Source organism: Marinobacter sp. B-21, assembly GCF_056857895.1.
In genome coordinates, this window is record NZ_JBSXNZ010000087.1 from 101,947 (window position 1) to 121,043 (window position 19,097).

Here is a 19,097-nt window from a genome sequence, read left to right on the forward strand (position 1 = left end):
GGCGCAGCAGGCGGGTGGCGTTAACCGGGCTCTTCACATTCCAGAGCGCGCACCAGATTCCTGAACTCTTCCCTGTTGCGATTGTTCAGGCCCATCAGCACCTTGTGGGCATCTAGAACCTTATCCCGAACCTGCTGTTCGCTGGCCCTAAGAACAGGAATTTCTTCAAGTTCTTCAATACGGGACGCGGGTTCACGGACAATGATAAAGATCTTGTCGAACCCCATGGATGTGATAATGCGGGTAATGTCAGGATTGGTGGAAATCAGCGTGGGCAGGAAATGACTTTGCTTCTGAGCCGCCATGGCGATCTTGGCCAGCAGACCGAGTGTGGTGCTGTCGATGATCTCCGTTTCGGTGAGATCAATCACCACGGTCTTGAACTGAGGATCCTGAGTGATGGACTCAACCAGATTGTCCAGCGTCGAACACAGGTTCAGCCGGATTTCCCCGATAAACTTCAGGACGTAAATGCCCTGTTTTTCAGCTTGCAGGATCTTGTAACCAGCCATGTTTCACGCTGCCACTATTTCGACGAGGTGTTGTCTGACCCATCCATAGTATCAGTAACCGACACAATAGCGATATCGTCCGGCAACTCTGTGATCTCCTCGAGATTCAGAGCTTCGCTAAGAGCTGCGATAGTGTGACGGCCTCCTGACACGAGTTCAAGTAGTGTCCGTTCCTTTTCATCAAGACTTTTTTCCCGGATGACTTCCAAAATTCCATCCGAAAACAGGGTCAGGTGGAACGGTTTGTCCAATGGCACCTCATACACTTCCCATTTCGGCGTCTCGAAAAGCCCCACCGGCAGCCCACTTCCCTCCAGGAAAGCGGTTTCACCACCTTCAAAGGACAGGATCGGCATCGGGAAATGCGCACCTACTGCATACTGTAATCTACGTTCGCTGACAGAAATGATGCCAACAAAGACGGTGACGTGTTTACCAAGACCGGTATCCAGCAATTCCGAGTTAATCCGTTCAAGGAAGCGCTCAGGGAACAGAATGTCGTCACTCGATCCACGGCGGAGGTTGCGTTGCAACCGGTTCGTAAGGTTCTTAAGCAACACGGTAACGAACGCGGAACTGGCTCCGTGGCCGGATACATCGGCAATGTAGACCAGAACCTTGTCGTCAGAAATCCGGAAGTAATCCAGAAAATCACCGCTCAGGTACAGTGACGGTTTGATCAGGTGGTCTATATGCAAGCCACTCATCACCTGCTCGTGCTCCGGCAGCATCCGTAGCTGAACCTTCCGGCCGGCGCGCTGATCCGCCCGCAATTCGGCGATGCCGTCCCGCAGATCCCGGTTCGCCTCTTCCAGTTCCTGCCGGTAAAGCTGGTTCAGCCGGTTGACCCGGACCCGGTCAAACAGTTTTCCAAGGACATCATCCAGTGCACCTTTGTCGTCGTTGCAGGGCTTCAGGACAAAATCTGCGGCACCGGCCCGCAGGGCGCTGACCACGTCGGCACTGGATTCACTCGATGAACAGGCCACAATCGGAGTAAAGGTCTCGGCTTCTTCCAGACGATTGGCAAGGTCCCGAATGGCCTCAGGAGACAGGTCTGCAAAGATGACGTCGGGAATGTTATCGTCAAATAGTGCTTTGGCGCTGGCGAGATCCGGATAGCCAGTCACGTAGAACCCCCTCGCTTCAAGGTAGCGGGCGAGATCCGTTCGGGCCTGTTCATCGGCATCTATTATAAGTATGCGCTCGGTGCGCGAGGTCATGGCGACTGCCCTAAACTACCAGCGATAAACGATAAATTGGCTTGAATAAGCCTATTCTGGCACGCCCCTGTGATATAACAAGGCCAGTTCTATGAAATTGGGAGATTCCATCTGATGAGACGTGCCGTTAATGATCTTCTCGGAGCCTATGACAAGCTGATCATGGATCCGGTTCACGGAGGTATTCCACTTTACCGGCACGAAATCCAGGTGATCGACCACCCGCTGTTCCAGCGCCTGCGAAACATCTGCCAGAACGACATTCTGAGCCTGGTGTTCCCGGGGGCAACCCACTCCCGATTCCTGCACAGCATTGGTGTGATGCATGTGGGCACCCGGATGTTTCGATCAATGATCGACGCCTACCTCAGGGAGCGACAGCTCAGTGAGCAGACCGATCTGAGCCTGAGCCAGCTCGACGCTATTGATTACCTCGCCAAGACCATCCGGCTGGGTTGTCTGCTCCATGACAGCGGCCATTCCAGCTTTTCCCATCAGTTTACCCAGGCTCGACGCATCCGGGAGCTGATGTCGCGGCCCGGCCGTTTCCGGGATCTGTGGCACGGTGTGGATTATTCCGTCTATCACCCGGAGGAGCCCGATGAACTGGAACACGAGCATTATTCCGTGCGCGTTGCCCACGATGTGCTCATGGCAGTGGATCTGGAAAGCGCTGGTCTTTATGCCCGGGATGTTATCGGCATCATGGAAACCACCAAAGTACGGCCCAGCGAGACATTCTGCCGCCATGCCCGCACCTTCTGGGCCTTTATTGCGGGCGAGGATGCGGCCGCGGGCTCGCCCCTGAGCGACAATATTCCGGGACTGGTGATGGACCTTCTGTCGTCCATTGTATCCGGTGAGATTGACGCCGATCGCGCCGATTATATGCTCCGTGACGGATTCCACTCGTCAGTCACCATCGGTGGCTTCAATCTGGATCACCTGTTGAGTAACCTGCGTTTCGGTTGGGATGTGTCCGAGCCCTGGCTGGGGCTGGCGATCACCCAGAAAGGCCTGGGTGCGCTTGAGGATTTTGTTTATAGCCGGCACCAGATGTACCGGAAGGTGTATGCCCACAAGACCGCGCTGGGCTTTGACTGGCTGCTTCGGGAGGCCATTAACGAGGTACTGGATGACCCCGAGAATTTCGAATGGGTGGATACCTGCCTGAGTGATATGGCGTATTTCGCAGAGCTCACCGATAACTTCTTCTGGGAGGCCTTCCGGAAAGTGGCCCGCAAACATCCGAAGAGTTTCTCCTTTTGCATCGTCAACCGGGTGAAGCTGAACCACCTGGATACCCGGGAAGACCTTTCGGCCCGGGGCATTGAGCGGCACAGCGTCTGGTTGGCAGCAGAGCTCGCGCTCAATCCGTCGCAGGTAGTGACCTGCTCCATGCGGGCGCGTTTCTCTAACATTCAGGACAACTTCAACGGCATCAAGGTGCTGGTGCGCGAGCCCATTCACCGCACCCGCTCACTGAAGAAGATCACCGATGTGAGCGCCTTCTTCAGCAAGTTCAGTGACGGCACCATCACCCATTTCTATACACGCCCGGATGTAACCACCGGCAGCCAGGATTCTTTCACTGAGTAGTGGGCACCGCGTTCATTTCGGCGACCAGTCCACAGGCGCTGTCAAACGCGCCCTCAACGCGGCCGCCACTGAGCCAGTCGCCTGCCAGGCCAATACTGTGGTCCGCAAACCAGGGGTGACCCGGCTGCTCTCCGCCCCGGTTATCGGAGACCGACCACGCCTGGTCCTTCCGGGCCAACCTGCCGACCCGAGGGTCTGGAAACCAAACCGCCTTTGCCATGGGCCAAAGCATTCGTTGTCGGCGAATTTTCGAAGATAGCCGCTGTCAGCCCGGCCAGCCCTGAACCAACAATCGCGGTACGGCGAATAACAGGCGAATCAAAGGTTTGATTAAACATGGTTTATGGTGCATCCAATTCCTGTAGTGAGATCGTACAACCCCTCATGAAACAGAATCAGCCACCGGGCTGATCGTGCGATCAAGGTTCCATTTAAGAGAAAGGGCAGTTAGGGTATGACCCGAGTGCAGCATTGGCTTACAAACATTCTGAGATGGTTCGATTCCGAGGCAGGTTCGGATCACATCGACACCACGTCCAGATCGTTCAACTTCTTACGTGTTATTCCGTTCATAGCGCTTCATATGGCCTGCTTGCTGGCCTTTTATACCGGGGCTAGCGCCTTCGCCATCGGATTTGCGATTGCCTTCTTCCTGGTGCGCATGTTTGCAATTACCGGATTCTACCACCGTTATTTCGCCCACAAGACCTTTAAAACCAGCCGCCCTGCCCAGTTCGCATTCGCCGTTCTTGGCACCAGTGCCGCCCAGCGCGGGCCGCTCTGGTGGGCCGCTCACCATCGCCATCACCACCAGCATTCCGATGAAGCGCAGGATCTTCACTCCCCCCATCATGGTGGCTTCTGGTGGTCGCACATGGGCTGGTTTACCTGTGACGCAGGATTCGCGACCGATGAACGGCGAATCCGGGACTGGCTGAAGTTTCCTGAGCTCAAGTTGATCAATCGGTTCGACTCCCTGGTGCCCGCCCTGGCCGCTGCCGGTATCTACGCCCTCGGTGAGGCCCTGGCCGCCTGGGCGCCTGGCCTGGGAACCAATGGTCTGCAGCTGTTGGTATGGGGATTCTTTATTTCCACCGTAGCGTTATTCCACGCCACGGTCTCGATCAACTCACTGTCCCATGTCTGGGGCAAGCGCCGGTTCGAGACACCGGACGACAGCCGGAACAACTTCTGGCTGGCTCTGCTCACCCTGGGTGAGGGCTGGCACAACAACCATCACCGTTGGCCCCAGTCTGTGCGCCAGGGATTCCGGTGGTATGAAATCGACATCACATGGTATGGCCTCTGGCTGATGTCAAAGCTGGGCATAATCTGGGAGCTCAACCCGATACCCCAGCATATTCAGGAAGAGACAACCGAGCTGGATAAGATGAGGAGGAGAAGGCAATGACAACCGCCTCAAAGATCGAAGTAGGTACGCGTAACTCGGCGGTGCCGGCAACGCTCGACAACTTCCGGGCCCTGTTCAACGAACTCGACAAGGGCGACCTGAACAAACTCGCCCGTGTTTACAGTGAAGAGATTCGGTTTCAGGACCCACTGGGCACGGTTCAAGGGCTCGATGAGCTCACCCGTTATTTCGCCGGGGCCTACGCCAACGTCATCTCCTGTCGCTTCGAGTTTGGTGAAGCCGTTGTCCAGGGTGAGTTTGCAGCGGTTCCGTGGGTGATGTACCTGCGCCACAAGCGCATTTCCAAAGGCCGGGAAGTGCTGGTTCAGGGCATGAGCCACCTGGAAATCCGGGACAACATGGTGTGCTACCACCGCGATTACTTTGACGTAGGAGAAATGCTCTACGAAAACCTGCCGGTGGTTGGCGGGGTTATTCGCTGGATCAAGGACCAGGCAGGATGAGTGACCGACTTCAGGAAACCTCAAATATCTGGATTACTGGCGCCAGCTCCGGCATTGGCGAATCCGTAACCCGGGCCCTGGCCCGCGGTGGGCATCGTTTGGTCATCACCGGCAGACGAAAGGGCGCGCTCGAAGAGCTTGCCTCCGCCGCCCCTGAACTGATCATTACGGCTGCGGCAGACACTACCAGCAAGGAAGATCTCCAGTCGGTTGCCGGCTCTCTTGAGATGCACGGCGACCTGAACATGGTGATCCTCAACGCCGGCACCTGTGAATACCTGGAAATCGGCAATTACAGCAGTGATGTGATCGAGAAGAACATTCACACCAACATGATTGGCACCGCCCGCTGCCTGGACATCGCCCTGCCCGCTCTGCGCCGCAGCAGGGCAAAGGGACAGCCGGCCACTCTGGTGATCGTCAGTTCCTCTGCCTGGTGGTTTCCCTTTGGCCGGGCCGAGGGCTATGGCGCGTCCAAGGCAGCCCTTACCTACTTTGCCCGCTCCCTGAGAGCAGACCTGGACGCAGAAGGTATCGATGTGGTGGTGGTTTCGCCAGGCTTCGTGAAAACACCGCTGACCGACCGCAACAATTTCCCGATGCCGTTTCTGATTTCTGCAGAAGACGCTGCCGAACGAATCGTCAGCAGCCTGGCCCGTGGCCACAATGAAATCGCCTTCCCTAAGCGTTTTACCTGGATGCTGAGAGCGCTCAGCGCCCTTCCCCGGCCTCTGGTTGACCGCATAGCGGCCTCCATGGCCCGTAAAAGCAACACCGCACAGGAAAACAGTAGATGAGTAGTGAACGTCAGCGAGTTGCTGTCATCGGTGCCGGCGTTTCCGGCCTCACGGCTGCCTGGCTTCTGGCCGAGAAGCACGAGGTTCACATTTTCGAGGCGGCCGGTTACGCCGGCGGCCACACCAACACGGAACAGGTTGAGGCCGGTGGCCGTGCCTGGCCAGTCAATACCGGTTTCATTGTGTTCAATGACTGGACCTACCCGAATTTCATCCGCCTGATGGACCGGCTGGGCATCGCCTCGGAAGTCAGCGATATGAGTTTCAGCGTTGACTGCGGCACGAGCGGCCTGCAGTACAACGGTACCAGCCTGAACACTCTGTTTGCCCAGCGCCGGAACCTGATCAACCTGCCGTTCCTGAAGATGGTGCGGGAGATTCTCCGGTTCAACAAGGAATCCCGGGCAGATCTCCAGTCCGGGAGCATCAGCAATGAGGAAACTCTGGGCGAATACCTGAACAGGAATGGTTACTCACGGTATTTCAGGAATTACTACATTGTGCCCATGGGCGCTGCCATCTGGTCCGCCCCGGAGATTGTGCTGGAGCAGTTCCCGATTCGCTTTTTCCTGCAGTTTTTCAATAACCACGGCATGTTGTCAGTAGACGACCGCCCGACCTGGCGAGTGATTTCCGGGGGCTCAGCCCAGTATGTGACAAAAATGATGGAACGCCTCGGCGACTCAGCCCACCTGAACAGCCCGGTAGACAAGGTGGTCCGGGATGAAACCGGCGTGACCGTCTGCGTCGGAGGACAGGAGCACCGCTTCGATCAGGTTATTTTTGGCTGCCATAGCGACCAGGCCCTTGCCATGCTTGTGGACCCGACTGACAAGGAGCTGGATATCCTCGGCGCCATGGGATACCAGAAAAACGATGTTGTGCTTCACACCGACAGCAATGTGTTGCCGGACAACCGGCGCGCCTGGGCGGCCTGGAACTATTTCATTCCTGCCCACAGCACGGAGCCCGTGTCGGTCACCTACAACATGAACATTCTGCAGAATTTCCACGATGCGCCGGAAACCTTCTGCGTAACCTTGAATCGAAGCCACGATATAGCCCCGGACAAGGTAATCAAGCGCTTCGAGTACGCCCATCCTGTGTTCACACTGGATGCGGTGGCCGCCCAGGAGCGATATGACGAGATCGGTAACCGGAACCGCACTCACTTCTGCGGGGCCTACTGGTTTAACGGCTTCCACGAGGACGGGGTTCGCAGCGCACTCCGGGTAATCCGGGCATTCGGGGTGGAGCTTTGACCGTGAACAGCCAGTGGCTGGAGGGTACTGTCCGGCACAGGCGGAAGTACCCTGTGCAACATGAATTCAGCTACGGCACCGGCATGCTTGCTCTGGACACCGATGAGTGGGGTAGCATCGCCGATGTCAGTCCGCTGTTTTCTCTGGAACGTTTCAACTGGATTTCCCTGAAACGGAAGGACTACTTCCGGCCGGAGGCAGGGGACCTGTCGGCGGCTGTACGGGATCATGTGGAACAAGCGACGGGCTGGCGCCCTGAGGGCGAAGTGGAGCTGATTACCCACCCCCGCTATTTCGGCCACGTGTTCAATCCGGTCAGTTTCTACTTTTGCTACGGTGCTGGAGACCGGTCCGTCGAAGGCGCTGTGCCCAGGGTTATTGTTGCTCAGATTACCAACACACCCTGGCAGGACCGCCATGTCTATTGTCTGGAAACCGCGGGTTCAGAACCCAACAAGGCAGGCTGGCGCACCGAGCAGTTCGGTTTCAGCAAGCGTTTTCACGTTTCTCCGTTTAATGGCATGAACCAGCACTATGAATGGAGTTTCAGTTTCCGGGGCCCGGAGCTGAGAATCCACATAAATGTTCTGGAACAAGGCCGCAAGCATTTTGATGCCACCCTGGTAGTCCAACGTACCCCTGTCACTCGTAGAAATGTCCACAGAAGTCTTCGGAAATTTCCGGTTGAAGCATTCAAGGTGGTGGCAGGCATCTACTGGCATGCCCTCCGGCTTAAGCTCAAGGGTGCACCTTTCTATACCCACCCAGACAAACTTCCGGCAGACGATATCGCCCATCGCCGTGGGCATGATGATTCAGGGCTGGACGTGACCAGCGCTGAAACCAACGACAAGACTCGTGGAAGGGTAAGCTCATGGAGAACCTGAATACTTCGGTTGAAACCACCTCATCCGGCTCAGCCAGTGTGCCAATGCTTAGTCGGTTTGCGAGAAACCTGGTGATTCAGCAGCTCCGGTTACTGGGCGAAGGTAAGCTGACCGTTCGGGAATCCGGGTTTGAAGACCTCGTATTCGGCGACGGCAACACCCGATACGAGCCTGCCGAGCTGATAGTCCACGACCACAGCACCTGGCGGGACCTGCTGACCGGCGGTAGTGTTGGTGCCGCCGAGGCGTTCGTGGCCGGAGACTGGTCTAGCCCCGATCTGGTTGCGCTGCTTCGCTTCTTCACCCGCAACGTCGACCGGATGAATGAATTCGAGGACCGGTTCAGCTGGGTTACCAAGCCGGCTCTAAAAGGGTTGCACTGGCTGAACCGCAACACCAGGGAGGGCTCCCGGAAGAACATCAGTGCCCATTATGATCTGGGCAACGACCTGTTCGGGACCTTCCTCGACCCGACCATGATGTACTCCTCGGCTATCTATCCGAGCGCCGGGTCGACTCTGGAAGAAGCCGCGGTGCACAAGCTGGACACCATATGTCGCAAACTGGATCTTCAGCCCGGCGACAAGGTGATGGAAATTGGGACCGGCTGGGGTGGTTTTGCCATTCACGCTGCTAAAAACTACGGTTGCCACGTAACAACCACCACGATTTCAAAGGAACAACTGGAGCTGGCGAAAGAGCGGGTTCAACAGGAAGGTCTGGCAGACAGAATGACTCTGCTGTTTGATGACTACCGTGATCTGGAAGGCCAGTTCGACAAACTGGTGTCCATCGAGATGATCGAGGCAGTCGGCCCCCAGTTTCTGGACAGCTACTTCTCCCAGATTAACGCCCTGCTCAAGCCGGATGGGCTGGCGCTTGTGCAGGCCATCAACATGCCGGAACAGCGCTACCAGAGGGCCCTGAAGAACGTGGACTTCATTCAGCGCTTCATATTCCCAGGCAGCTTTATTCCTTCGTTCGGAGCGATCCTCGAATCGGTTCGCAAGGAAAGCAAGCTGGTGCTGACCCATGCCGAAGACACCGGTTTCCACTATGCCCGTACACTTCGCGACTGGTGTGACCGCTTCATGGCCCAGCGCGATAAACTGGAATCAATGGGTTACGACGAGGCATTCCGACAGCTGTGGCACTTTTACTTTGCTTATTGTGAGGCGGGCTTCAGTGAGCGCACCATCGGCGTGGCTCAGCTGGTTTTCGCCAAGCCCGGCAACAAACGCGAGAATATTCTGAGCGTATGATTGCGTCAGAAACGGCTCGTAACGTACTGAACTTCCTGCTCTTCCAGGCAGGGTGGTTTGCCTGCGTGTTCTATCCGGGGCTGATCGGTGCCGGGATCGTGGTGGCGTTTCTGATCCTGCATTTTGTCCTGGTCAGCCAGAACCGGATGACCGAATTGCAGTTCATCGGCCTGGGCACCGTGGTTGGCTCCGTTCTGGACGGCATCTGGTTCCAGACCGGTATTCTGGACGACGGCACCGGCCAGGTAATGCTGACGCCACCGTGGCTGGTGGCCATCTGGGCCATTTTCATGACCACCCTCAGTCATTCTCTGGACTGGGTCAGCAAGAAGGCGTGGCTGCCGTTCGTGCTTGCGCCCTTCGCCGGTCCGTTCGCCTACTGGTCCGCAAGCCAGCTCGGCGCAGTGGAGCTGCCGGAATTGATGCCCTCGCTGATTGCGCTCGCTTTCGGCTGGCTGGTCGTTTTTCCACTGCTCTTGTTCGCCCGTAAGACCCTATACCCGGAGCTAGTGCGATGAGGCACACGACCGTGACTGTTTCACTTGCCCTGATGGCTGCAGCCCTGCCGGCCCTGGCCCAGGATTTCCGCTTTAGCGGTACCGCGACCACCGATGATGGTAGCGTGATCTATGAGGAGCGCCACGCGGTTGACGGCACCTGTGAGGATGGAATCTTCCGGCCTCAACAGCATGAGGTGGCCTATCATAAACCGGATGCAGAGGAGTCGTTCGCCCGTAAGGCGCTCGAATATGACGCTTCGGTGCTTCGCCCGGCCGTAGATTTCTCTCAACCGACGTTCGATGAAAAAATGGAGATCACCTACCCCGAACCGGAAACGCTGGTTATTAACTGGCAGACGCCCCGCGGCGACTCAGAGCGGTTTGAGGTGGCATACACGCCTAACACCGTAGTGGACTCCGGGTTCGACAACTTCGTCCGCCAGAACTGGCAGAGTGTGGTGGCCGGCGAATTCGTTGAGTTCCGCTTTCTTGGACCTACCCGGGGCGAGCACTATGGCTTTGTGCTGGAACGGGTCGAGAGCGACCGGGTGAACGCTGACCACGTTGTGCAGATACGTCCCACAGGCATGGTGGTGAGATTCCTGGTAGATCCCATTGTATTGGGTTACAACGATTCCGGCGCCCTTTCCGATTATCTTGGCCTGACCAACATCCGGAAGAATCAGGATGAGAATTATACCGCTCATATCCGCTATTCCGTGGATACCTACCCGGATTGTGAACTGACCCCCTGAAACTGTCGGCCCTGCCAAGGCAGACCCCGGGGGCCAGTATGCTAAACTCCGGCAGGAACCAACGCCGGAGAGTTTTTTGCAATGATGTTCGTCTCTTTCAACGTCAACAGTATTCGTACCCGCCTGCACCAGCTTGAAGCCGTTATCGACGCCCTGGCTCCTGATGTTATCGGTCTTCAGGAGACCAAGGTTCAGGACGATGACTTTCCAGTCGAGGCGATCCGCGAACTGGGCTACCACGTGCATTTCCACGGCCAGAAAACCCACTACGGCGTTGCCCTGCTCTCAAAAGCGGAGCCAGAGCAGGTTATCAAAGGCTATCCCTGGGACGGGGAAGATTCCCAGCGCCGCCTGATTACCGGCCAGTTTACGGTAAACGGCGAAAAGCTCTCGGTGGTTAACGGCTATTTTCCCCAGGGAGAAAGCCGGGACCACCCGGTGAAGTTTCCGGCAAAGGAAAAGTTTTATGCCGACCTCATGCGGTACCTCGACGACCTCAACAAGGCCGGTGGCCATGTGGTGGTGATGGGTGACATGAACATTTCGCCCACCGACAAGGACATCGGTATCGGCGCCGATAACGCCAAACGGTGGCTCCGCACCGGCAAGTGCTCTTTCCTGCCGGAGGAGCGGGAATGGCTGGGCCAGGTGGAAGCCCGTGGTTATACCGATGTATTCCGCCACCTGCATCCGGAGGAGGCCGACACCTTCAGCTGGTTTGATTACCGCAGCAAGGGCTTTGAACGGGATCCGAAACGGGGCCTGCGAATTGATCTGATCATGGCCAGCGACAGCCTGCTCCCGAAAGCCCGGGAGGCGGGTGTTTCCTACGGCATTCGCGCCATGGACCGGCCGTCAGACCATTGCCCGGTCTGGGCGAGCTTCGAGCTCTAGGGTCTGGCACGGCGCGATATGAAAAAAATCAAAACCCGCGACCGCATCCTGCAAACCAGCCTGGCGCTGTTTAACAGCGTCGGCGAGCCCAATGTTACGACCTTGCTGATTTCCGACGAAATGGACATCAGCCCGGGCAATCTGTACTACCACTTCAAGAGCAAGGGTGACATCGTCGAGGAACTGTTCGACCAGTACGAGCTGGACATGCTGGATCTGTTGACGGTTCCTGAAGATGCTGATATCTCTCTGGACCAGCAGGGATTCTTTCTGCACCTGCTGTTTGAGACGGTGGCGCGTTACCGGTTTCTTTACCAGGATCTGGTGAATGTGCTGTCCCGGTACGACCAGTTGCGGGTGCGGTTCAAACGGATTCAGAAGAAGAAAACGTCGGCATTCAGAGCGATCTGCGAAAGCTTCCGTCGGCAAGGCACCCTGATAATTGATCAGGAAGAGCTTGATTCCCTATGTGAGCAGTTAACGCTAACCGCTTGTTACTGGAGCGCTTTCGATACACTTTCCCACCTGGACGACCGGGAGTCGGTAGACCCCGGCCGGGGCGTTTACCATATGATGCACCTGGTAATTCCCTACCTGGCACCAGCCGACCGGGAAGAAGCCCGGCTGATGAGCCGGGACTATCTTTAAAGACAACCGGCTCTGACGACAGCTGGCGTTATTCTTCCTCGTCGTCTCCGGCCTGATCACGCAGCCGTGCCAGTTCCCTTTCAAGCACTTCGACCCGGCGCGCCAGGGAGTCAATTTCTTCCCGGCGATGAATGCCGAGTCTTCTGAGGGCACCCGACACCCGCTCGTCGAACATGTGCTCAAGGCGGTCCCAGGTGCCCGTCGCCCTCTCGCGAACGCCTTCAACCCGGTCTTCAACGGATTTGATCTGCTTTTCAACGACACCCCGGGTTCTGTTCTCGAGTTGCTCGCCTTCCTGAACCAGCCGGTCAAAGAAACGACCGGTATCTTCCTCGGCCTTGGTGTAGGCACCCAGCCCCGCCAACCAGATCTGGCGCGCGGAACCCTTGATTTTTGCGGCCAGTTGCGCATCATTCTCCGGCTTATCGTCGTTCTGTTCAGACATGTAACAACCTCGGGGTGCAGATATTTCTCTTGAAAGCCTATTGTATTACAGCTTGGGCGGGATTTCAGTCGGCCTGAAAACCGCTCAGTGAAAGGGCGCAGTATAAAGACCTATCCGATATGAAAAAATGTTTTCAAACGAAAGTGGCTCTCGCTTGAAGTGTTCAAAATATAGTCAATACTTCCCTATACCGGTGTCCCTGCTGATGCCGGTTTGTCTGGAAGTCTTTCATGGATACTACTCGCACGCCTCTGCCCGGCATACTTTGCCGGGCTTTTTTTTGGTAAAATCGCCTACGGGTATATGCTCACCCCCACCCATCCCGGAGGCGAAACCCCCCATGGATTTCAGAAAGATTGATGACAACATCTCGGTAGCTCCGCAGATTTCCGTTGAAGACGTGGCAGAGGCCGCAAAGCTGGGATTCAGAACCCTGGTAGCCAATCGCCCTGATCAGGAGGAACCCGGGCAACCTTCCATGGCTGATATCGAAGCAGCAGCCCGTGAGCATGGCCTGGCCTGGGTGTTCATGCCGGTGGCGTCCGGAAATATCACCGACGACGATGTAAGCCGGTTCGCGCCAATGATCCGGGACGCTGAAAAACCCGTACTGGCATTCTGCCGTTCCGGAACCCGTTGCACTGTGCTCTGGGCATTGAGTTCGGCCCGAAACACGTCAGCCGACGAAATCTTTACCAAGGCCCGCAACGCCGGTTACGACATTTCCGGTCTGGCACCACGTATGGCTCAGCAGGCCAGAGAGAAAGGCTGACCTTTTCATAACGCAAAACCAACGTTCAGGATCGACCGCATGCAATTCAAAGGTTCAGAGAATTTCAGCCACGCCCAGCCTGACAGGCTGGGCGTGCTGATAACCAACCTGGGTACCCCGGATGCCCCCACGACCTCCGCACTCCGCCGGTACCTCGCTGAATTTCTCTCGGACCCAAGGGTGGTGGAACTGGCCCGGCCATTGTGGTGGCTGATCCTGCACGGAGTTATTCTGCGGATTCGCCCCAGGCGCAGTGCAGAGGCCTACGCCAGTGTCTGGCAGCCAGAGGGCTCACCCCTGCTGCTGCACACTGCAAAGCAAGCTGAGGGCATCCGGGAAGCGCTCAAGCGCAAATACGGGCCCAATGTGGTGGTTGGCTTTGCCATGCGTTACGGCAACCCCTCCATCTCCCGGGTTCTGGATGAAATGCAGCAGCAGGGGGTGCGGAAACTGCTGGTACTGCCACTCTACCCCCAGTATTCCGCATCGACTTCTGCCTCAACCTTTGATGCCATTGCCAGCGATTTTGCCAGGCGCAGGTGGTTACCGGATCTCCGGTTCGTCTCCCATTACCCGGATTACCCGCCCTATATAGAAGCCATGGCGCGGCATATCGAGGCGCACTGGGCCAATCACGGGCGCAATCAGAAGCTGGTGCTCTCCTATCACGGGGTTCCCCTGAAATACCTGACCAAAGGCGACCCTTACCATTGTGAATGCCAGAAAACCTCGCGGCTGTTGGCCAAACGGCTTGGTTTGAGCAAAGAAGATTACCTGACCACCTTCCAGTCCCGGTTTGGCAAGGAAGAGTGGCTAAAGCCCTACACGGACGAGACGCTCAAATCACTGCCTGGCACAGGCGTTAAATCCATCGACGTATTCTGCCCGGGATTCTCATCCGATTGCCTTGAGACCATTGAGGAAATCGACGAGGAGAACCGTGAATACTTTATGGAAGCCGGTGGCGAGGGTTTCAGTTACATAACCGCGCTGAACGCAACGCCGGGCCACATTGAAGCCCTGGTCAAGCTGATTGAGGAGAATCTGCTGGGCTGGCAGGTGCCGGGGAATGAGCCGGAAGTTCTGGCTGCGCGGCAGAAACGGGCGGACGAACAAAAAGAGACGGCCTATCCGGGCCGCGATCTCTGATCGGAGCTTTCAATCGGAGTTTTCAATCGGAGTTTTCAATTGTCCCCGGAGCGGTATCAGCCGCTCCGTACTTCTCTCCCCCCTTCATTCGAAAGATCCGGCACCGATTGGCAGAAGGTGCACTCCTCCGTATCAACCGCAGCACCGCCAGCTTCAACGTACCGGATCTTGTGGCTGGCCTTGCCCCGATTTGCTGACACAGAAAACTTCCGGTCACGACGATCCGGCGACTCGACTGCGGATTGGTGGGTATTTTGTGAGTCTGTCATAATGAGCCCTCGCGATATCAATACGCTGATAATGAGGGTAACCTGGCATTAAACCAAGTAGGGAAAACCACCGGAAAAGTGAACAGTGATCGGGTGTCTCCGGGAAAGAGGGAAAGAAGAGAAAGGAAAAATGGCGGTGGGCCAGGGATTCGAACCCCGGGAAGGCTACTAACCTTCGGCGGTTTTCAAGACCGCTGCATTCAGCCACTCTGCCAGCCCACCGTTTTCCCATTGCTGCCATTGCGACAGCGGTGAGCATGATACCGGAATTGCCTGTGCTGTCAACGCCCTGCATAAAACCCGTCGCATTTTTCAATATTAACGGTTTTTAATGGAATCCAGGAGCCAGTTTCATGTCGTAAATGATTGAAAGTTGCGTATCTGACACTATGATGAGACACAGTATCCAGTCGTTATAAAACGGAGATGACAATGGAAGACAAACGTTTCGGCGTTCAAAACTCTCAGGGAGCCTATTCTGCTCCCCAGACCGAGCGCGCGACCACAGGAATCAGCGCTGACGCGATGAATGTGTTGCGCAACACCTACATGCTTCTGGGCATGACCCTCGCCTTCTCGGCGCTTACCGCTTTCCTGAACATGAACGGAACCCATCCGGGTTTTCTGATCACCATTGTGGGATACATCGGTCTGCTGTTCGCGACCTATAAGCTGAAAAACAGCCCCTGGGGGATCGTGACCACCTTCGCCCTGACCGGCTTCATGGGTTACACCCTTGGTCCGATCATTGGTGCGTTCGTTGCCGCCGGTGCCTCTCAGATCGTTGCTCAAGCGCTGACGCTGACTGCAATCGCCTTTGTAGGTTTGTCCGCTACGGCGATCATTACCAAGAAAGACTTCAGCTTCATGTCCAGCTTCCTGACCGCTGGCGCGTTTGTGCTGATCGGCGCCATGCTGCTGGCCTTCCTGATGGAGAGCTCCGCTCTGCAACTGGCGGTATCCGCAGGCTTCACCATTTTCGCGTCCGTTATGATCCTGTTTGAGACCAGCCAGATCATCAAGGGCGGCGAGCGGAATTACGTCATCGCGACGGTCGGCCTGTACGTTTCAATCTACAACCTGTTTATCAGCCTGCTGCACCTGCTGTCCGCTTTCAGCGGTGACAACTGATGCCGGGCTAAAATAGCCGATTTTGAAACCCCGGCAGTTGCCGGGGTTTTTGCTTTAGCTACACTGAAAATCCCAGCGTCCATAACCAAAAACGAACCGGAATCATGGCCGATACCTCACCTGAAACCTTCACCCTGGTGATTACTGGCGCGCCTTATTCCTCCCAGGCGCCCCAGACGGCACTGGGTTTCGCCAGGGCTGCCGTCGACGCAGGCCACCGCATCGCCCGCGTCTTCCTGTATGGTGACGGCGTGCATCTTGCCTCGGCACTGTGTACCCCCCCCTCTGATGAGACGCACTGGCCGAAGGAATGGGCGAGCTTTCTCGAACACCACGGCATCCCCGGGATAGCCTGCATTGCTTCAGCGTTGCGCCGGGGTCTGGTGAATGAAGCTGAGCGGAAGCGCTACGCGTTGCCCGGCTCCAACCTGCTTCACCCTTTCGAAATCGCCGGCCTGGGCGAATGGGTCGAGGGCCGGAGGACGTCTGCACGAACACTCTATTTCCACGCCGGAGGCTAACCATGAGCACACTGATCATGATTGACCAGGCATCCTATGGCACCTGGAGCGGGCGAGAAGCACTGGATATGACATTCTCCCTCGCAGCGTTCGACCAGCCGGCATCGCTGCTGTTTACCGGTGCGGGAGTCATCTGGCTGAAGCGGGCACAGGATACGGCCGGCATAGCCCAGAAGTCGGTGGAGAAAAACCTTTCGGCGGCGCCCATATTCGGCATTGAAGCGATCCTTGCAGACCGTTCAGCCTGCCAGAAGTATGGGCTGGATGAGACCTCGCTTATTACCGGCGTGACTCTGGTGGATGCCAACAGAGCCCTGCTCGATCAATACGACCACACCGCGTTTGCAGGTTAACCGGACATGAGCTCATTCGATACTCTGCATATCCTGAATAAATCCCCGGAGCACCCAAGGGCAGCGCAGTGCCTTGCCTTGCTATCCGACAAGGATGCCCTGTTGCTGATTGAAAACGGCGTTCTGTTACTCTCTGCGGGGAGTCTGCCGGCTATCGGCAAGGTATTCGCACTTTCGCCGGATGTTTCCGCGCGTGGTGTCGGTAATATGGTTGGTAATGCGACATTGGTGGGGTTTGGCGATATGGTGTCATTGTCGCTTCAGGCCCGACGGGTAATCAGTTGGTAAGCCATGACGAGTAGCACGATGCCGGAACGCAATAACGAAGGATTTCTTGAGGATGCCCACGCCTGGACGGAAGGCGTCGCGACCACGATTGCTGCTGAGGATGACATTCATCTAAGTGAAAATCATTGGGAAATCATCATTTTTCTTCGTTATTTTTACAAAGAACATGAAATATCGCCACCCTCAAACAGGTTGTTCGTGAAGGCCGTGAAGGAGGCCCTTGGAGAGAACAAGGGCAACAGCATCTATCTGATGCAGCTGTTTCCCGGTACACCCGCAAAAACCGCCTGCCGGATTGCCGGGCTGCCCCGGCCTACTAACTGTCTGTAGGGCGCTCGAAGGGCTTGCCGGGGTTTTCCCGCTTATTCCGTTCAAGGTCTGCCGCAGTCCCAAGGAAGCTGCTCAGCCCGTTTTCAAACAGCCCGGAGCCGAACTTCAGAAACTGGCGGGTCGATTCCTTGACGGTGCCGTCCAGGGCGCTCTCGGGCAGCGCTCGCAGAGTGTCTGCCACACCCTTTTTCACTCCCCGCGTAACCGCAGGCTCAATTTCCCGGGAGACCTCAATCAGCTCCGAGACTTTCTTGTCCAGGTAGGGACGCACGACAAAGCGCCAGAAACCCCAGAGTGTGAGAAGCACGGCGGCAACCGTCACAAAAAACTGAACTGTAAGTGATACCCAGAGAGGCATGGCCTTCCTCCTTGTGCGCCCTCAAAGGAACAGAGCGTACTTTGCCTAGAATGTCATGTATGTGAGGGACAGGAGCTGCAGCAGTCCCGCCAGGCCGCCGAAAATACCGCCGACGATCATCAACTGGATTTCCTCCTCCCGGAAAGCCGGGCGAAGAATGTCCTGGAATTCGGAGGGTTTCAGGGCCTTCATCTGGCCTGACAGGACCTCCGCCACGACCGGCGCCCGCTCGCGGTTAAAGGCGGGATCACTGAACACATCATGAGTCGCCAGCACCGCCTTCTGGTTCATGGCCTTTTTCAGTTCCGTGTAACCCGTCATGCCCACGGTTACCTGAGCTGTCAGTTTCATAATGACAGAGTTGTCCAGCAAAGGCCGCAGGTGTTTCTGGATGATGGCCCGGGTTCGGTCACCATGACTGCCGTTGATCATGGCATCGGCCACTTTTTCCACGGTCATCAGCTCTTCGGCCACCAGCTTCGCCCAGACATCACTGATCTCGGGTTGGCGACGCAGGAACAGACCCTGGATTTTCCAGAACAGAACCCGCCGGGGGTTTAACGGTGCAAAAATCAGATTGATGGCAATCCAGTTGGTGACAAAGCCAATCACAAAGCCACCGAGCGGCAGCAGCCAGGGCTCCGGATACCTGGACCACACCGGCACCAGAACCGCACCCAGAATGCCGCCGATAATGGCGCCCCGGTTGATCACCGACCTGAGTTCAACCGCCCCCGCCTGCCTGAAGATCCGGTTCATCAGGTCCGGATGGGTTGCCAGTTCCCGGCTGAGCAGTGCCTTGAGGTCCACCAGTTCATCCAGGTCGTCGCCGAAATCCTCCACCAGATCCTCAATCCGGGACGGTAACCGCTCCCTCGCCCACTGGTAAATCCGGTTTTTCAGAAATATGGGGAGGTTATCCCAGAGCACCGGCTGGATTTCGTACATGACTTCATCAATATACTCATCCATCCGGGGCGTGACCTGGGAAATGACCTGCTCGACAATGCGTTGAGGTTCAAGCTTCTGGTAGACGGCGTTCAGGTCGCCAAATTGCTGCAAGGTTCTGTCGAGGCAGATATGAGCCATCTTCTCGGCTTTGCGGGGAATAACGCCCTGCCAGCCGACAATCCCTACGCCTATGAACTGAACGGGGGAAAAAGACATCTGGATGGCAAGCCAGTTGGTGAACCAGCCAACCACAGCCGCCATGAGCGGCAAGGACAGAAGCGCAACGTCGAACAAGTTTGACCCCGGTTTGAGTGTG

The 19,097-nt window shown here is 56.5% G+C and carries 24 protein-coding genes and 1 tRNA gene; 18 read left to right on the forward strand and 7 right to left on the reverse strand.

Annotation, left to right across the window (positions count from 1 at the left end):
- Positions 1-20: 20 nt before the first annotated feature.
- On the reverse strand, positions 21-512 hold the full coding sequence (locus AC13C0_RS17940) for an STAS domain-containing protein (RefSeq protein ID WP_117617172.1): 492 nt from the start codon (positions 510-512) through the stop codon (positions 21-23).
- Positions 513-526: 14 nt separating this feature from the next.
- Complete coding sequence (locus tag AC13C0_RS17945; RefSeq protein ID WP_482954827.1) at positions 527-1,735, reverse strand: PP2C family protein-serine/threonine phosphatase; 1,209 nt, start codon at positions 1,733-1,735, stop codon at positions 527-529.
- A gap of 114 nt (positions 1,736-1,849) precedes the next feature.
- Between AC13C0_RS17945 and AC13C0_RS17950 the strand changes: the two genes are divergently transcribed.
- Positions 1,850-3,334 carry an HD domain-containing protein gene (locus tag AC13C0_RS17950; protein ID WP_482954828.1) on the forward strand — a complete coding sequence of 495 codons (1,485 nt, stop codon included), beginning with the start codon at positions 1,850-1,852 and terminating at the stop codon, positions 3,332-3,334.
- Here AC13C0_RS17950 and AC13C0_RS17955 read toward each other — a convergent pair.
- Positions 3,324-3,554: a hypothetical protein gene (locus AC13C0_RS17955; protein ID WP_482954829.1), complete on the reverse strand. Its 231-nt coding sequence runs from the start codon at positions 3,552-3,554 to the stop codon at positions 3,324-3,326. The two genes, AC13C0_RS17950 and AC13C0_RS17955, sit on opposite strands and share 11 nt — an antisense overlap.
- Positions 3,555-3,788: 234 nt before the next feature.
- Here AC13C0_RS17955 and AC13C0_RS17960 point away from each other — a divergent pair, with 234 nt between their 5' ends.
- The 10 genes from AC13C0_RS17960 to AC13C0_RS18005 all read left to right on the forward strand — a co-directional run bounded on the left by AC13C0_RS17960 (position 3,789) and on the right by AC13C0_RS18005 (position 12,214).
- Positions 3,789-4,745, forward strand: coding sequence for an acyl-CoA desaturase (locus AC13C0_RS17960; protein ID WP_482954830.1), 957 nt, complete (start codon positions 3,789-3,791; stop codon positions 4,743-4,745).
- Positions 4,742-5,209, forward strand: coding sequence for a nuclear transport factor 2 family protein (locus tag AC13C0_RS17965; RefSeq protein ID WP_482954831.1), 468 nt, complete (start codon positions 4,742-4,744; stop codon positions 5,207-5,209). The genes AC13C0_RS17960 and AC13C0_RS17965 overlap by 4 nt, the downstream gene beginning before the upstream one ends.
- Positions 5,206-6,006, forward strand: a complete 801-nt coding sequence (locus tag AC13C0_RS17970; RefSeq protein WP_482954832.1) for an SDR family NAD(P)-dependent oxidoreductase — start codon at positions 5,206-5,208, stop codon at positions 6,004-6,006. Before AC13C0_RS17965 ends, AC13C0_RS17970 begins: the two co-directional genes overlap by 4 nt.
- Positions 6,003-7,268, forward strand: a complete 1,266-nt coding sequence (locus AC13C0_RS17975) for an NAD(P)/FAD-dependent oxidoreductase (RefSeq protein ID WP_482954833.1) — start codon at positions 6,003-6,005, stop codon at positions 7,266-7,268. Before AC13C0_RS17970 ends, AC13C0_RS17975 begins: the two co-directional genes overlap by 4 nt.
- Before the next feature lie 2 nt (positions 7,269-7,270).
- Complete coding sequence (locus AC13C0_RS17980) at positions 7,271-8,155, forward strand: DUF1365 domain-containing protein (protein WP_482954834.1); 885 nt, start codon at positions 7,271-7,273, stop codon at positions 8,153-8,155.
- Entirely contained in the window at positions 8,143-9,417 is a 1,275-nt protein-coding gene (locus AC13C0_RS17985) for a class I SAM-dependent methyltransferase (protein ID WP_482954835.1), read from the forward strand. The genes AC13C0_RS17980 and AC13C0_RS17985 overlap by 13 nt, the downstream gene beginning before the upstream one ends.
- Positions 9,414-9,935, forward strand: coding sequence for a DUF2878 domain-containing protein (locus tag AC13C0_RS17990; protein WP_482954836.1), 522 nt, complete (start codon positions 9,414-9,416; stop codon positions 9,933-9,935). Before AC13C0_RS17985 ends, AC13C0_RS17990 begins: the two co-directional genes overlap by 4 nt.
- Positions 9,932-10,672 (forward strand): hypothetical protein, encoded by a 741-nt coding sequence (locus tag AC13C0_RS17995; protein WP_482954837.1) that lies wholly within the window; start codon positions 9,932-9,934, stop codon positions 10,670-10,672. Before AC13C0_RS17990 ends, AC13C0_RS17995 begins: the two co-directional genes overlap by 4 nt.
- An 81-nt stretch (positions 10,673-10,753) precedes the next feature.
- Positions 10,754-11,566: an exodeoxyribonuclease III gene (gene xthA, locus AC13C0_RS18000; protein ID WP_482954838.1), complete on the forward strand. Its 813-nt coding sequence runs from the start codon at positions 10,754-10,756 to the stop codon at positions 11,564-11,566.
- 18 nt (positions 11,567-11,584) lie between these two features.
- Entirely contained in the window at positions 11,585-12,214 is a 630-nt protein-coding gene (locus AC13C0_RS18005; RefSeq protein ID WP_117617184.1) for a TetR/AcrR family transcriptional regulator, read from the forward strand.
- A gap of 28 nt (positions 12,215-12,242) precedes the next feature.
- On the opposite strand, the gene AC13C0_RS18010 is transcribed toward AC13C0_RS18005, so the two are convergent.
- Complete coding sequence (locus AC13C0_RS18010; protein ID WP_117617185.1) at positions 12,243-12,659, reverse strand: phasin family protein; 417 nt, start codon at positions 12,657-12,659, stop codon at positions 12,243-12,245.
- A gap of 340 nt (positions 12,660-12,999) precedes the next feature.
- On the opposite strand from AC13C0_RS18010, the gene AC13C0_RS18015 reads away from it, so the two are divergent.
- Together AC13C0_RS18015 and hemH are read left to right on the forward strand one after the other, a co-directional pair.
- Positions 13,000-13,431: a protein tyrosine phosphatase family protein gene (locus AC13C0_RS18015; RefSeq protein WP_341582003.1), complete on the forward strand. Its 432-nt coding sequence runs from the start codon at positions 13,000-13,002 to the stop codon at positions 13,429-13,431.
- Between the two features lie 39 nt (positions 13,432-13,470).
- Entirely contained in the window at positions 13,471-14,580 is a 1,110-nt protein-coding gene (hemH, locus tag AC13C0_RS18020) for a ferrochelatase (RefSeq protein WP_482954839.1), read from the forward strand.
- Positions 14,581-14,980: 400 nt separating this feature from the next.
- On the opposite strand, the gene AC13C0_RS18025 is transcribed toward hemH, so the two are convergent.
- Positions 14,981-15,071: transfer RNA gene (locus tag AC13C0_RS18025), tRNA-Ser, on the reverse strand.
- Positions 15,072-15,281: 210 nt separating this feature from the next.
- Here AC13C0_RS18025 and AC13C0_RS18030 point away from each other — a divergent pair.
- From AC13C0_RS18030 to AC13C0_RS18050, 5 genes are all read left to right on the forward strand, one after another.
- Complete coding sequence (locus AC13C0_RS18030) at positions 15,282-15,980, forward strand: Bax inhibitor-1/YccA family protein (protein ID WP_341582005.1); 699 nt, start codon at positions 15,282-15,284, stop codon at positions 15,978-15,980.
- Between the two features lie 104 nt (positions 15,981-16,084).
- The gene (gene tusD / locus AC13C0_RS18035; RefSeq protein WP_482954840.1) at positions 16,085-16,501 is read left to right on the forward strand and encodes a sulfurtransferase complex subunit TusD; all 417 of its coding nucleotides are present in this window, start codon (positions 16,085-16,087) and stop codon (positions 16,499-16,501) included.
- Positions 16,502-16,503: 2 nt separating this feature from the next.
- On the forward strand, positions 16,504-16,854 hold the full coding sequence (locus AC13C0_RS18040; RefSeq protein WP_482954841.1) for a DsrE family protein: 351 nt from the start codon (positions 16,504-16,506) through the stop codon (positions 16,852-16,854).
- A 6-nt stretch (positions 16,855-16,860) separates the two neighbouring features.
- Entirely contained in the window at positions 16,861-17,142 is a 282-nt protein-coding gene (gene tusB / locus AC13C0_RS18045; protein ID WP_482954842.1) for a sulfurtransferase complex subunit TusB, read from the forward strand.
- A gap of 3 nt (positions 17,143-17,145) precedes the next feature.
- Entirely contained in the window at positions 17,146-17,472 is a 327-nt protein-coding gene (locus AC13C0_RS18050) for a TusE/DsrC/DsvC family sulfur relay protein (protein ID WP_482954843.1), read from the forward strand.
- Here AC13C0_RS18050 and AC13C0_RS18055 read toward each other — a convergent pair.
- Together AC13C0_RS18055 and AC13C0_RS18060 are read right to left on the reverse strand one after the other, a co-directional pair.
- Positions 17,459-17,830 (reverse strand): hypothetical protein, encoded by a 372-nt coding sequence (locus AC13C0_RS18055; protein WP_482954844.1) that lies wholly within the window; start codon positions 17,828-17,830, stop codon positions 17,459-17,461. The two genes, AC13C0_RS18050 and AC13C0_RS18055, sit on opposite strands and share 14 nt — an antisense overlap.
- Positions 17,831-17,875: 45 nt before the next feature.
- A complete protein-coding gene (locus tag AC13C0_RS18060) occupies positions 17,876-19,075 on the reverse strand; it encodes a DUF445 domain-containing protein (protein WP_482954845.1) in 1,200 nt (399 codons plus the stop codon).
- Positions 19,076-19,097 lie beyond the last annotated feature (22 nt).